Below are 14,120 nucleotides of genomic sequence, written 5' to 3'. Positions count from 1 at the left end.
GGATGGAGTCAGCGGCGACCGCAGTTCGGCGGTCGCGAGAGAAATCGACAGGAAGGGTGCACGTGGTTGCCCCCAATTTGACCAGGGACCAGGCCGAGGAACGGTCCTCGCTGCTCTCGGTGAAGAACTACACCATCACGCTCGACCTGACGGATTCGTCGGGTGCCCCGGGAGAGAAGACCTTCTCCTCGACGACGACAGTCACGTTCGACGCGACGGCGGGATCGTCCAGCGTCGTCGACATCGTCGCCGCCTCGGTGACCAGCGCGACGCTGAACGGAACCGAGCTGGACGTGTCGTCCTACGACGAGTCGACCGGTATCTCGCTGACCGATCTCGCCGAGCACAATGAGCTGACCGTGGTCGCGGACTGCGTCTACTCGCACACCGGTGAAGGCCTGCACCGCTTCGTCGATCCCTCGGACGGCTCGGTGTACCTCTACAGCCAGTTCGAGACCGCGGATGCCAAGCGCATGTTCGCGTGCTTCGACCAGCCCGACCTCAAGGCCACGTTCGACGTCACCGTCACCGCGCCGAAGGACTGGGCCGTCATCTCCAACGCTGCGGCGACCGGCACGTCGGACGCCGCGTCCGGTGCGGTCACGCACGTGTTCGAGACGACTCCGGTGATGAGCACCTACCTGGTCGCGCTGATCGCCGGTCCGTACGCGCAGTGGACCGATTCGTACTCCGACGACCACGGGACCATCCCGCTCGGAATCTACTGCCGCGCATCGTTGTCCGACTACATGGACGCGGACCGTCTCTTCACCGAGACCAAGCAGGGCTTCGAGTTCTACCATCGCAACTTCGGCGTTCCCTACGCCTTCGGCAAATACGACCAATTGTTCGTTCCCGAGTTCAATGCCGGCGCCATGGAGAACGCCGGCGCCGTGACGTTCCTCGAGGACTACGTCTTCCGCTCCAAGGTCACGCGCTACTCCTACGAGCGGCGCGCCGAGACGGTGCTGCACGAGATGGCGCACATGTGGTTCGGCGACCTGGTCACCATGCGCTGGTGGGACGACCTGTGGCTCAACGAGTCCTTCGCCACCTTCGCGTCGGTGCTCTGCCAGTCCGAGGCCACCGAGTACAAGAGCGCGTGGACGACGTTCGCCAACGTGGAGAAGTCCTGGGCCTACCGCCAGGACCAGTTGCCGTCGACGCACCCCATCGCCGCCGACATCCCCGATCTCGCTGCGGTCGAGGTGAACTTCGACGGCATCACCTACGCCAAGGGCGCCAGCGTCCTCAAGCAACTCGTCGCGTACGTGGGGCTCGAGGACTTCCTCGCCGGCCTGCGCAGCTACTTCCGCGATCACGCATTCGGCAACGCGACCTTCTCGGACCTGCTGTCGGCACTCGAGACCTCCTCGGGTCGCGATCTGTCCGACTGGGGCGACCAGTGGCTGCGCACCACCGGACTCAACACGCTCACACCGGAATTCGAGATCGACGAGAACGGCAACTACTCGTCCTTCGCCGTGGTGCAGGGTGCCGCGGCGCCCGGCAAGGGTGAGCGCCGCGTGCACCGCGTGGCCGTCGGCGTCTACGACGGTGACGACACCGGCCCGCTCGCGCGCACACAGCGCGTCGAGCTCGACGTCGAGGCGCAGGAACGCACCGAGGTTCCCGCCCTGGTCGGCACACCGGCCGGTCGACTGGTCCTGGTCAACGACGACGACCTCACCTACTGCTCGCTCCAGCTCGATCCGACCTCGCTCGAAACACTCATCGCGCGCATCGGCGACATCACCGAGTCGCTCCCCCGCACGCTGGCGTGGTCGGCGGCATGGGAGATGACGCGCCAGGCAGATCTCAAGGCACGTGACTTCGTGGCACTGGTCCAGCGCGGCATCACGTCGGAAACCGAAGTCGGTGTGGTGCAGCGTCTTCTGCTGCAGGCGCAGACGGCCCTGGGCAGCTACGCCGATCCGCAGTGGGCGGACAGCACGGGATGGCCGGAGTTCGCGGACCGCCTGTTGGAGCTCGCGCGCAGCGCCGACGGTGGATCGGACCATCAGTTGGCCTACGTCAACGCGCTGGCGTCGTCGGTACTCGCCGAGCGCCACACGGACGTCCTGCAGGGCCTCCTCGACGGCGACGTCGACGGTCAGCAGCTGAGCGGGCTGACGGTGGACACCGATCTACGGTGGCGGCTCGTCACCGCGCTGGCACGAAGCGGTGCGGTCGACACCGGTGACGAGACCCCCGTCATCGACGCCGAAGCGCAGAAGGACAACACCGCGGCCGGAGCCCGCAACGCCGCAGCAGCCCGCGCGTCGCGTCCGCAGGCTTCGGTGAAGGAAGAAGCCTGGACGACGGTCATCGAGAACGACTCGCTGCCCAACATCACCGCACGCGCCATCATCGGAGCGTTCCCCGGCACCGGGCAGGGTGAGTTGTTGGCGCCGTTCGTCTCCCGCTACTTCGAGGCGATCTCGGACGTGTGGGCGCGGCGGTCGAGCGAAGTGGCTCAGACCGTCGTCGTCGGGCTCTACCCCTCGTGGTCGATCAGCGAGGATTCGGTGGCCGCGGCCGACGCGTTCCTGGCGGGCGACCATCCGCCGGCGCTCGAGCGCCTCGTGGTCGAGGGCCGTGCGTCCGTCGTCCGGTCGTTGGCGGCACGGGCGGCCGACAGCGCCTGACCCGGTAACGAGAGCAGGGCCCGTCATCTCGCGATGGCGGGCCCTGCGTCGTCTCTACTGTCGAGCGTTACCTCAGGACGAGGGTCCCGTGATGGCCGCGCTCATGACACGCACGGCGGCGACGAGGCCGTCGATGAGGTCTCCGTCGCGGAAAGATCCTGTGGCAGCGGTGATCCCGAGCTGCGCGATGCGATCGTCGACCTTGTGTGCGACGCCACGTCCGTAGCGCACCTCGATGGCGTGCTGGTTGGGCGAGACCGCGATGAGCACGGAATGCTCCGCCTCGGGCGTGGCCACCAGTGCCGCGTCGGCGCCGGCAGCGGGATCGGCACCCAGATCGCCGACGAGGACGTTGAACCGAACCCGGGTACGACGGGTCGCCTCGATGAGCGCCTCGTCGAGCTGGATCAGCTCGTCGGTGGCGAACGGCGACAGGTCGGGGTTGACGGTGCCCACCTGATGCACACCGGACACACGCCCGCTGGCGGTGACCACATGGCCTACCGGAAGGTTCTCTTCCGACACACGTCGGATCGAGACGTCACCACTTGCCACTTGCCCGGCCTCCGATCAGAGAAGCCGAACCCGCGGTGAGCTCGGCGTGACCCGAGTGCGCTGCACCCGAGTGATGTGTGTACGGCGTGACCTCGTCCGTGGCCGACCACAGCACCGGCGCGTGGTCCCACGTCTGCCCGAGACGGTAGGGCGCGGGACGCGGTGCGGGATCGGTGGACGTGATCTTCGCGAACACGTAGAGCGCGAGGAACAGGACGAGCGGAATCAGTCCGAAGATCAGCGCAGTTTCGAGGATGCTCACGCCTCACACCTTAATGGACGACGATCACGCCGCACCCTCACCCAGGTACGGAAGCCACGTGGGATCGAGTTCCTTGATACTGGCGAGCAACCTCCAGTGCGGACCCTTGGGCGGAACCAGTGCCGCGCGCAAGGTCCATCCCAGTTCGCTCAACATCTTGTCCGCTTTGCGGTGGTTGCAGGACGCGCAGCACGCCACGCAGTTCTCCCACGAATGTCCGCCGCCTCTGCTCCGAGGGACGACGTGGTCGATGGTCTCGGCCTTGGACCCGCAGTACGCGCACCGGAAGCGGTCACGGTGCATCAAGGCGGCTCTGGTCATCGGGATCCTGGCGCGGTACGGGACGCGCACGTAGTTGCGTAGCCGGATCACCGACGGGACCTGCAGCGCGAGATCCGCCGATCTCACCACCGGACCGTCGTCGTCGTCGTGGACCACGACGGCTTTCTCGCAGACGAGCAGTACGACCGCGCGGCGCATGGGCAGCGCGGTCAGGGGTTCGAACGTGGCGTTGAGGAGAAGTACGCGTCTCTTGACCCAGGCGGGCACGGAGGCATCGTCGTGGAGATGATCGTCATCGAGATCACCGCCGATGGGGTGTGGGAGATCGGTGACCGCACGAAGCGCGACGCCACCGGGTTGGTCGTCGGCCCTCGACGCGTCGGCGTCGACGGGCGACCGTTGTCGGTATTCCGTCCGGTGGTCGGTCTGTTGTCGATGCACGGCCAGAACCTGACCGGCAGTCCCACTCTTCTTCATGCCACCTCCAGTGAGCACACTGCGTGCACCGCGACATGTCACTGGATTGCGACAGCCACCGCCACACGTGAAGACGAACACAAGTGCATCACGAATCGGTGCAGTTCGCACGCGCATTCGAGGTCCGGAAGCGGCACGCGGGATGAATTCTCGGTGGCGAGGATGCGTGTGATCCGTAGACTTTTCGGGTGTATTCCGCCGACCCGAACGCCGTCCTTGCCCTCTCGCTCTCCGACACCGGTCGCGACTGGCTCATCGAACGACCACTTCAGATCGTGGGTTACGCGCTTCTGGCCGTGTTCCTGCGTTTCGCACTCCACCGGATGATCGACCGATTCTCCTCTCGACCCGGTACCGGCAAACCCACCCTGCTCCGACCTCTGCGCGAGCGCGCACCGGCCGGAGTGCAGTCGACGATCCTGAACGAACGCCGTAATCAGCGGGCCCGGACCATCGGTTCCGTCCTGAAATCGGCGGTTTCGGTCGCCATCCTGGTGTGGTTCGTGCTGTCCGCCCTGTCCATCGTCGGTGTGAACGTCGCACCGTTCATCGCCTCGGCCGGCATCGTCGGCGTGGCCCTGGGCTTCGGCGCCCAGAACCTGGTCCGGGACTTCCTGTCGGGCATCTTCATGTTGCTCGAGGATCAGTACGGCGTCGGCGACATCGTCGATCTCGGGGAGGCGTCGGGCACGGTCGAGACCGTCGGGCTCCGCGTCACCACGGTGCGCGACATCTCCGGAACGCTCTGGTACGTGCGTAACGGCGAAGTCCTGCGCGTCGGCAACATGAGCCAGGGCCATGCCGTCGCCGTTCTCGACCTCCCGGTCAGCCACACCGCCAACATCGACATCGCGTGCGAGGTCGCCGAGCGCACCGCGCAGGAGTCCATCGCGCGCGGCGAATTCGACGAGGACATCCTCGAAGCTCCTCAGATGCTCGGCGTCGACGCGGTCACCTCCGACACGGTGACCTTGCGACTGACCATCAAGGTGCGGCCCGGGCGTCAGTGGGCTGTGCAGCGACGACTGCATCGCCAGATCCTCGAGGCGTTCGACGACGCCGAGATCGCCGCGCCCTACCCCAACGGTCGGCCGTTCGGACCGACCGCCAGCCTCACCTCGTGACGACGCAGCGGCCTGCGGAGAACACCCGACGCGTAGGGAACAATGGAGTCATGACCGAGCCGGCAGAGACCTTCTACGACGCGGTGGGCGGCGCCGAGACGTTCCACGCACTGACTGCTCGTTTCTACGCGGAAGTGGAGCGCGACGAGATCCTGCGGCGTCTCTACCCCGAGGAAGACCTCGGTCCGGCCGAGCGGCGGATGCGGATGTTCCTGGAGCAGTACTGGGGTGGTCCCCGCACCTATTCCGACGAGCGGGGGCATCCGCGGCTGCGCCTGCGACACGCGCCGTTCGTCATCGGCCCCTTCGAGCGGGACGCCTGGCTGCGGGCGATGCATACCGCTCTCGCGTCGATAGACGCCGAGACGATGGACGACCGTCACCGTCAGCAGTTCGTCGAGTACATCGAGATGGCGGCGAACTCCATGGTGAATTCGCCGCTCTAGGCAGCCGCTGCCTGTCAGCCCAGCGCGGGTCCGCGCGACTTGCCGCGGAGCTTGCGGCTGACGCGCATGGCGAACCACAGCGGGCGCGGGATGTGCGGACGGAGGATGGCGTGCTTGCGCACGTACTCGGGCACGTGCCACTCCGACCAGGTGCCCGCGTAGAACAGGGCGGCGTCGCCGGCGCGGAGTACGCGCGGCTCGTTACCGGCGGACTTGACCATCACTTCGCCCTCGATGACGTGGATCGTCTCGTCCTGTTCGAAGTACCAGTTGAAGGTGCCGGCGGTGCAGTCCCACACCCAGGTCGACGTGGTCGTATCGGGGCTGCAGGACCACTGACCGCTGCGGGCGACGGGCTCGCCGGCGATGATCCATGACGGGTCGATGGGGGCAGGGGCCAGCTCGACGTCGTCGAGACGGACAGCCTCGAACACGGGACTCGTCATGGTTCTTCCTTTACCGTTGCTTGAAGTTCCGCTGAAAATACCCCATGAAACAAACTTTGGGTAGTTTTCACACCGATCCCCGTGTCGGTCGGTTCCGAAAGGGCCCCGGACACGGGCCGACCGAGCGCGGCGAGGACCGTCACATGCCGCGGAGGTCTCACGCACGTCCGAGGTTTGGCACTATTGCCTCTTGTGAGCAACACGACGGACACCGGCCTGCAGAGCTCATCGAACGACTCCCCCTGGTGGTCCGACGCCGTGTTCTATCAGATCTATCCGCGGTCCTTCGCCGACTCGGACGGTGACGGCATCGGAGATCTCGGCGGTGTCCGCGACAAGCTGGGCTATCTCGAACTCGTCGGCGTCGACGCTCTGTGGTTGAGCCCGGTCATGCGGTCCCCCATGGTCGACCACGGTTACGACGTCTCCGACGCTCGGGACATCGATCCGCTGTTCGGTTCGCTCGTGACCATGGACGCGCTGGTCACCGAGGCCCACGGCCGCGGCATGAAGGTGACGATGGACCTGGTGCCCAACCACACCAGTGACCAGCACGAGTGGTTCCGGGCTGCACTGGCCGCGCCCCCGGGTAGTCCGGAGCGCGCCCGCTACATCTTCCGAGACGGAACCGGTGAGGGCGGTTCGGAGCCCCCGAACAACTGGCCGAGCATCTTCGGTGGTCCGGCCTGGCACCGGGTCACCGAAGCCGACGGCACACCGGGTCAGTGGTACCTCCACATCTTCGCCCCCGAACAGCCCGATCTGAACTGGTCGGAGCCGGAGATCCTCGCCGACCTCGAGAAGACGATGCGGTTCTGGCTCGACCGCGGCGTCGACGGCTTCCGCATCGACGTCGCGCACGGCATGGCGAAGCCGGCGGACCTGCCGGACATGGACCTCTCGGTCAACGAACTGATGCGCAACGAGGACGGCGATCCGCGCTTCGACGACGACGGTGTCCACGAGATCCACCGCGCGATCCGCCGGGTGATCGACGAGTACGACGGCGCGATGACCGTCGGCGAAGTCTGGGTCCAGGACAACGAGCGCTTCAGCCGCTACATCCGACCCGACGAGCTGAACCTGGGCTTCAATTTCCGACTCGCCGAGGCACCGTTCGACGCGACGGCCATACGCGACGCGATCGACAACTCGCTCGACGCCGTGGACCGGGTCGGCGGGGTGCCGACGTGGACCTTGTCCAACCACGATATCGACCGCGAGGTGACCCGGTACGGCGACGGCGACATCGGACGTAGGCGTGCCCGAGCCATGGCGCTGGTGCTCCTCGCACTGCCCGGGGTCGTGTTCGTCTACAACGGATCCGAACTGGGTCTGCCCAACGCCGACCTCCCCGATTCCGCCCTGCAGGATCCCGCATGGCTGCGGTCGGGCGGGACGGAACGTGGCCGCGACGCGTGCCGGGTTCCGCTGCCCTGGGAAGGCACCGAACCGCCGTTCGGCTTCTCCACCTCCGACGACACGTGGCTTCCGATGCCGCCGAGCTGGGCGCCGCTGACGGTGGAAGCTCAGCTCGAGGACGTGGACTCGATGCTCAGCCTCTACCGCACCGCGTTGGGCCTCCGCGCCGTCCGTCCGGAGTTCGCTCGGCCCGGCATCGAATGGTACGGCAGTCCGCCGGGATGCCTCGCGTTCCGACGCCGCGGCGGGGTGATCTGCGCGCTGAACACGACGGACGCACCCATCGCACTGCCCCCGGGTGAACTCCTCCTCGCGAGCACACCACTGGAGGACGGGATGCTCCCTGCCGACGCCGCGGCCTGGCTGATCTGACTCAGGTCACCAGCAGGGGGATGATCGCGCCCCGGCTGCGGAAGACGGACCCGTATCGGGCGTCGAGACGCACCCAGGAACGCGCGACGCGGACGCGAACCCGGTCGTCGGCATCTCCGGAATCGGCGCCGTCGGGAAGGAACTTCATGGCGTTGAGGGCGAAGATCATGCGCATCGACACCGGAACCGCCTCGTCGGCGGCGTCGACCGTCACCACGTCCTGATCGAGCAGCGACACCGGTGGTCCGTGGTCGGTGCCGTGCTCGCGCGCCAGAGCGACACCTCGCTCGGCGAGGTCGACGAGAACACGGCCCGGTACGTCGTCGACGTGGACAAAGCCCGTGTCGGGCGGAACGGGCCCGCGCCACGCAGAGTCCATCCCGAACCCGGGGTCGAACGGTGCGGCTCCGGCCGAGGCCATCAGGGACAGCAGTCCGTCGGCGGCGACCGTCACGTCCGACGGGATCAACCGTGCGCGGACGGTGCGCGAGGCGAGCACGTCGAAGCCGGTCTCGACCCAGGCGACGACATGCTGATCACCGCGTCGCCGCATCCGGACCACAGCAGCGGCGTCGAGACGCGTCGCGTGGGTGAGGAAGGTCGCGAGGTCATCCCTGTCCCGCGCGTCCGGAACGGTCAGTGACCTTTCGGCGAGTGCACCGGTCACGGACGCTGCCAGCGCTGGAGGTACTCGCGCTCGGTGTCGGTGAGCCTGCGCAGTCGCTGTGTGTCGATGTCGAACGCGGCGATCTGCGTGGACGCGACGATGGCCGGCGGGCTGCTCATCGGCGCGCCGTGAGCCCGCACCTCGTACCCGGCGGTGAAGTCGACGGCACGCAGCTGCTTCGTCCACATGAACACGTCGAGTGGGGTGTCTTCGTGGCGCAGCTGCCCGCGGTACCGCACGTGGAGGTCGGCGATCACGGCGCTGTTGCGGAGCGACGCGGTCGGGCACCCGTCCGCCATCAGCCAGGGAATGCGCGCCTCCTCCAGCAGCGTGACCATGCGGGCATGGTTGATGTGCTGATAGACGTCCATGTCCGACCACCGCACCTCGACCGGGCAGTGGAAACCGATGAGCTCGTTCGCTGTCACGTCGTCAACCTATCGCTCTCGACCGACCCCTCCCTCGCGAGTACGTCCGAACTGTCGCCCCGACCCTCGGGATCGCGACACTGTCGACGTACTCGCGAGGGGCGATCAGCGCGAGAGGTCGGTGCGTGCCCCTGCTCCTCGCACCATGCTGCGGATCTGGCGTGCGGCCACCGACAGGGTCGCCAGATCCAATGTTCCCGACTCGCCGATCTCCGTCAGCGCTGCACGTGCGCGAGACAACCGTGATGCGTTGGTCGACTCCCACTCGGCGATCATCTCCTCCGGCGTCTCCCCCGGTTCGCCGCCCCCGATGACGTCGAGCGTCAGTGCTCGCAGCGACGAGTACAGGTCGTCGCGCAACGCGAGTCGAGCCAGCGAATGCCACCGGTCACCGCGTTCGAGGGTGGACACCGCGGACAGCAGCCAGTCGATGCCCAGGTGCTCGCTCAGGGCGTAGTAGAGGCTCGCCATCGCGGCCTCGTCCTGGTCCGCTATGTCCGCCGTCTCGATGACGTCGAGGAGGCAGAACACATCGAGAAGTCGGAACACTCTGTGCGCGAGCGCTTCCGGGGCGCCCTTTTCGATCGCGACCGCCGCACGATCGATGCCGCTGCTCGCCTGACGTCCCTTCAGCCACGACGGGAGCTCGGCCTCGAGGTCTCGTACCTTGCGAGCGAACCGGGTGATCTCGGCCCCCACAGCGATGGGCTGAGGGCGGTTGGACAGCAGCCAGCGCGATCCCCGGTCGAGCAGCCTGCGTGATTCGAGCACCAGTTCGTCCGACGCCGCCGTGGGCATGTCCGTCGTCGCGATGATCGACCAGATCTCGTGCAACCCGAAGATCTCGCTCGTCGCAGCGAAGGCACGGGCGGCATCTGTGCTGCCGACTCCGGAGTCCTCCGCCAGCCGGAACGCGTAGCTGATGCCGCCGTGGTCGACCGTCTCGTTGGCGATCCTGGTGGCCACGATCTCCTGGCGCAGCGGGTGCGCCTTGATGGCACCGGCGAACCGCTCACGCAGGGGGGTCGGGAAGTACTCCGTGACGAGCGGGGCGAACACCTCGCTGTCGGGAACGTCGGATGCGAGCAGGTCTTCCTGCAGCGCCAGCTTGACATGCGCCATGAGGGTCGCGAGTTCCGGCGAGGTGAGGCCCAGCCCCTCCTTGCCGCGACGCGCGATCTCCGACTTCGTCGGCAACGCGTCGATCGCGCGGTCCACCCGTCCGGAGGCCACCAGCTCGGCGATGAGTCGGGCGTGCACTCCCAGGAGTTCCGGCGCATGCGCCCGCGATACCCCGAGCACCTCGTTCTGCGCGACGTTGTCCTCGAGAACGAGCAGTCCCACCTCGTCCGTCATGGACGCCAGCAACTCTTCGCGTTCGTGCGCCGGGAGGTCGCCCGACGACACCGTCGAGTCGAGCAGGATCTTGATGTTGACCTCGTGGTCCGAGCAGTCGACGCCGGCCGAGTTGTCCACGGCGTCGGTGTTGATCTTGCCGCCCGCGGCGCTGTACTCGATGCGGCCCAGCGCGGTGGCGCCGAGGTTTCCGCCCTCCCCGACCACCCGTGCGCGGATGTCCGAGCCGTTGATGCGGACGGGATCGTTGGCCTTGTCGCCGACGTCCGAGTCGGACTCCGTCCGCGACTTGATGTAGGTCCCGATCCCGCCGTTCCACAGCAGGTCGACCGGGGCGGTGAGGATCGCACGCATCAGTTCCGGAGGCGAGAGTGCGGTCACGTCGTCCGCGAGTCCGAGAGCCGAGCGGGCCTGCGCACTGATCGGTACCGACTTCACGGTGCGGTCCCACACTCCGCCGCCGTCACTGATCAGCGACGTGTCGTAGTCCGCCCAGGACGACCGGGGCAGCTCGAACAGTCGACGACGCTCGGCGAACGATGTCGAGGCCACCGGCGCCGGGTCCAGGAAGATGTGCCGGTGGTCGAACGCGGCGACGATGCGCAGGTGTTCGCTGAGCAGCATTCCGTTGCCGAAGACGTCGCCGCTCATGTCGCCGATACCGACGACGGTGATCTCGTCGCGCTGCGTGTCGATGCCGAACTCGCGGAAGTGCCGCTTGACGCTCTCCCACGCTCCCTTGGCGGTGATGCCCATCGCCTTGTGGTCGTAGCCGATCGATCCGCCGGAGGCGAATGCGTCCCCGAGCCAGAAGTGGTACTCCGCCGACACCTCGTTGGCGAGGTCCGAGAACGTCGCGGTGCCCTTGTCCGCTGCCACGACCAGGTAGGAGTCGTCGTCGTCGCGTCGCACGACGCGGGCCGGCGGGATCGCCGCCCTCGTCGCACGGTTCAGGTTGTCGGTGACGTCGAGAAGTCCGGCGATGAACATGCGGTAGCAGGCACGTCCCTCCGCGCCGGTGTTCGCGCGATCGGTCGCCGGGTCACCGGTCGGGGTGGGCGGCCGCTTGACGACGAAGCCGCCCTTGGCGCCGACGGGAACGATGACAGCGTTCTTGACTGCCTGCGCCTTGGCCAGTCCGAGCACCTCGGTGCGGAAGTCCTCGCGTCGGTCCGACCACCGCAACCCGCCGCGCGCGACGGCGCCGAAGCGTAGGTGAACTCCTTCGACCCGGGGCGAGTACACGAAGATCTCGAACCGTGGTCGCGGTTTGGGAAGCGCGTCGATGTTCCGGGGATCGAACTTCAGCGACAGGAAATCGCGACCGCGTCCCTCGGCATCGACGACGAAGTGGTTGGTACGCAACGTCGCTCGCACCAACGTGAACATCGCACGTAGGACGCGGTCCGCGTCGAGGCTGACGACGCGGTCGATGACGGTGGTCAGCTCGTCAGCGATCTCCTGTGCGCGGTCCTCGGACGACGAGTCGGGGTCGAACTGTGCGTCGAACAGGTCGGCCAGGAGTGAGGCGGTGACCGGGTTGTCCAACAGCACGCTCTCGATCCCGGCCTGGCTGTACGGGAAGGCTGCCTGGCGCAGGTACTTGGCGTAGGCGCGCAACACCACGACGCGCCGCCACTCGAGGCCCGCGCGCAGCACCAGTTCGTTGAACCGGTCCGCTTCCGCGTGTCCTCTCCACACCGCGGCGAACGAATCGGTGAAGCGTCGACCGACCACGCCGGCATCCGTGGTCGCGCCCTCGATGACCTCGGGTTCCGCGGACAGCCCGAAATCGTAGATCCAGCAGCGGGTTCCGTCGAGACGGACCACGGCGTACGGACGTTCGTCGACCACCTCGACGCCCAGGCTCTGCAGCACGGGCAGTACCTGGCTCAGCGACACCTCGTGACCGGTGACGTACAGCGAGAAGCGCCACTGTCCACGCTCGGCGTCCCGCGGGCGGTACAGGCACATGTCGATGCGGTCGTCGACGAGAGCGTCGAGCCGGCCGATGTCGATCAGCGCACGCGCGGGGTCGAAGTCCTGCTTGTACGCCTCGGGGAACGCGACGGCGTATCGAGCGGCGCTGTCCGGGGACACCGCCGGATCCGACGCGGCCGCCTCGCGGAGGGCGTCGTCCCATGTGCGCGTGGCGTCCGCGATGAGCGAGCGGATGCGGTCGCGGTTGGCATCGGAGACATCCACCGCGTCGGCCGACTGACCGTCGAACCGGACGGTGAAGTGCACCAGTGCGAGGGGACTGTCGGTTACGCGGGCCTCGTACTCGACGTCGATTCCGCCGAGTTCCTCGAGCAGGATGCGACGGGTCTCGAGTCGCAGCCTCGTGGTGTACGAGTCGCGCGGGAGGTACACCAGCGCGGAGACGAACCTGCCGTACCCGTCCCGACGGAGGAAGAGCAGTACCTCGCGGCGGAGCGCGCTGCGCTCGACGGCGGAGATGGTGTCGAAGAGCGAGCGAGCATCCGCGGAGAACAGCTCGGTACGGGGGAACGACTGGATGGACTCGAGCATCGCCTGGCCCGAGTAGGACGTCAGCGTGTGGCCCGCCTTCTCGATCACCGCGCGCACGCGGTCGCCGACCACGGGGATGTCGAGAACGTTGCCGTGCAACGCCGCGATGGTGAACAGACCGGTGAAACGGTTTTCCCCCACCGTGTTTCCCTCGTCGTCCAGGTCGTGGACACCGACGAAGTACGGATGCACGGCGCGGTGGACCGACGTCGAACTCGACGCGCGCGTGAGGACCAACAGGTCCTCGCGTGCCACCACGCGGTCGATCGGCAGGTCGAATCCTTCGACTACCCCGGCGTCGTCGGAACGCAGGATGCCGAGACCGGATTCCGTCACGGGCTCGAGTCCGGACTCCGTTGCGGTGTACCGGCGGCTACCGAGCACGCGGAAATTGCCCTCCGCCAGCCAGCGCAGCAGTCGGCCGGCGTCGTGTCGCGCCTGCGGGGTGACGGATTCCGAATCGTCGGCGTCACCGCGTCGCGGCCGGTCGAGGCGGTCGGCGAGTTCGAGCTGACGTCGCTGCATCGCCGGGGTGTCGTCGACGACCCGGCGGACGTCGCCGAGCACGTCCTCGAGGGACGACTCCAGCGACGCGAAGGAATCCTCGCTGGCTGCGGGGTGCAGAGCGACGTGGATCCAGGACTCGAGGATGCTGCCGTCGGCCGCGTCGCCGGTGTCGACGTCGGCAGGGGTGGCGCCGCCTCGGATGGAGAGCAGATGACCGGAGTCGTCGCGGACGACACGGAGAATGGGATGAACGACCTCGACGACCGCTATCCCGAGGTTGGTGAGCCAGGCGGTGACCGACTCGACGAGCATCGGCATGTCGTCGGTGACGATCTGGATGGCGACGCCGACGGCGCTGTCCGGCCCGCGGTGGAGTTCGATGTTCGCGACGCCGGTCGTGCGGTCCTGCGCGAGAGCGAGGTGACGAGTCACGACTTCCGCGGGGTCTGCGCCGGTGGTGGCTCGTAGGACGTCGAGATCGACGTGTCCGAAGTACACCGCGCGGAGATCGTCCGCCCGTTCGAGCACCGAGCTCGGCGCCGTTGCCGAGTCGGAGTGCCCTCCCGTTGAAGTCATCGCTGTCGCCTTTCGATCAC

General features: G+C 67.4%; 11 protein-coding genes. 4 read left to right on the top strand and 7 right to left on the bottom strand.

Annotated elements, in window-relative coordinates; all coding sequences use genetic code 11:
* Positions 1-62 precede the first annotated feature (62 nt).
* Entirely contained in the window at positions 63-2,648 is a 2,586-nt protein-coding gene (gene pepN / locus RU01_RS01550) for an aminopeptidase N (protein ID WP_042572757.1), read from the top strand.
* Between the two features lie 72 nt (positions 2,649-2,720).
* On the opposite strand, the gene RU01_RS01545 is transcribed toward pepN, so the two are convergent.
* The 3 genes from RU01_RS01545 to RU01_RS01535 are packed head-to-tail and all read right to left on the bottom strand — an operon-like array spanning position 2,721 to position 4,059.
* Positions 2,721-3,203 (bottom strand): DUF5130 family protein, encoded by a 483-nt coding sequence (locus RU01_RS01545; protein ID WP_042572756.1) that lies wholly within the window; start codon positions 3,201-3,203, stop codon positions 2,721-2,723.
* The gene (gene ctaJ / locus RU01_RS01540) at positions 3,190-3,465 is read right to left on the bottom strand and encodes an aa3-type cytochrome oxidase subunit CtaJ (RefSeq protein WP_042572755.1); all 276 of its coding nucleotides are present in this window, start codon (positions 3,463-3,465) and stop codon (positions 3,190-3,192) included. The genes RU01_RS01545 and ctaJ overlap by 14 nt, the downstream gene beginning before the upstream one ends.
* 24 nt (positions 3,466-3,489) lie before the next feature.
* Complete coding sequence (locus RU01_RS01535; RefSeq protein ID WP_042572866.1) at positions 3,490-4,059, bottom strand: HNH endonuclease; 570 nt, start codon at positions 4,057-4,059, stop codon at positions 3,490-3,492.
* A 353-nt stretch (positions 4,060-4,412) separates the two neighbouring features.
* On the opposite strand from RU01_RS01535, the gene RU01_RS01530 reads away from it, so the two are divergent.
* Positions 4,413-5,348, top strand: a complete 936-nt coding sequence (locus tag RU01_RS01530) for a mechanosensitive ion channel family protein (protein ID WP_042572754.1) — start codon at positions 4,413-4,415, stop codon at positions 5,346-5,348.
* 50 nt (positions 5,349-5,398) lie between these two features.
* Complete coding sequence (locus tag RU01_RS01525) at positions 5,399-5,794, top strand: globin domain-containing protein (protein WP_042572753.1); 396 nt, start codon at positions 5,399-5,401, stop codon at positions 5,792-5,794.
* Positions 5,795-5,808: 14 nt separating this feature from the next.
* On the opposite strand, the gene RU01_RS01520 is transcribed toward RU01_RS01525, so the two are convergent.
* The gene (locus RU01_RS01520; RefSeq protein WP_042572752.1) at positions 5,809-6,240 is read right to left on the bottom strand and encodes a cupin domain-containing protein; all 432 of its coding nucleotides are present in this window, start codon (positions 6,238-6,240) and stop codon (positions 5,809-5,811) included.
* 192 nt (positions 6,241-6,432) lie between these two features.
* Between RU01_RS01520 and RU01_RS01515 the strand changes: the two genes are divergently transcribed.
* Positions 6,433-8,034 carry a glycoside hydrolase family 13 protein gene (locus RU01_RS01515; protein WP_231568557.1) on the top strand — a complete coding sequence of 534 codons (1,602 nt, stop codon included), beginning with the start codon at positions 6,433-6,435 and terminating at the stop codon, positions 8,032-8,034.
* Position 8,035: 1 nt separating this feature from the next.
* Here the strand turns inward: RU01_RS01515 and RU01_RS01510 are convergent, their stop codons facing one another.
* The 3 genes from RU01_RS01510 to RU01_RS01500 all read right to left on the bottom strand — a co-directional run bounded on the left by RU01_RS01510 (position 8,036) and on the right by RU01_RS01500 (position 14,100).
* Complete coding sequence (locus RU01_RS01510; RefSeq protein WP_042572751.1) at positions 8,036-8,701, bottom strand: hypothetical protein; 666 nt, start codon at positions 8,699-8,701, stop codon at positions 8,036-8,038.
* A complete protein-coding gene (locus tag RU01_RS01505; RefSeq protein WP_042572750.1) occupies positions 8,698-9,129 on the bottom strand; it encodes an acyl-CoA thioesterase in 432 nt (143 codons plus the stop codon). The genes RU01_RS01510 and RU01_RS01505 overlap by 4 nt, the downstream gene beginning before the upstream one ends.
* A gap of 105 nt (positions 9,130-9,234) precedes the next feature.
* A complete protein-coding gene (locus tag RU01_RS01500; RefSeq protein WP_042572749.1) occupies positions 9,235-14,100 on the bottom strand; it encodes an NAD-glutamate dehydrogenase in 4,866 nt (1,621 codons plus the stop codon).
* Between the last annotated feature and the right edge of the window lie 20 nt (positions 14,101-14,120).

Origin of the sequence: Rhodococcus sp. MEB064 (genome assembly GCF_000834565.1) — a bacterium.
GTDB lineage: Bacteria > Actinomycetota > Actinomycetes > Mycobacteriales > Mycobacteriaceae > Rhodococcoides.
The sequence above is the reverse complement of the archived record's forward strand: the minus strand, read 5'-3'. Positions and strand labels throughout refer to the sequence as shown.

Bases quoted from the DNA above. Each gene is read 5' to 3' on its own strand.
- RU01_RS01525 (WP_042572753.1), top strand. From the start codon at position 5,399: ATGACCGAGCCGGCAGAGACCTTCTACGACGCGGTGGGCGGCGCCGAG.
- RU01_RS01500 (WP_042572749.1), bottom strand. From the start codon at position 14,100: ATGACTTCAACGGGAGGGCACTCCGACTCGGCAACGGCGCCGAGCTCG.
- RU01_RS01520 (WP_042572752.1), bottom strand. From the start codon at position 6,240: ATGACGAGTCCCGTGTTCGAGGCTGTCCGTCTCGACGACGTCGAGCTG.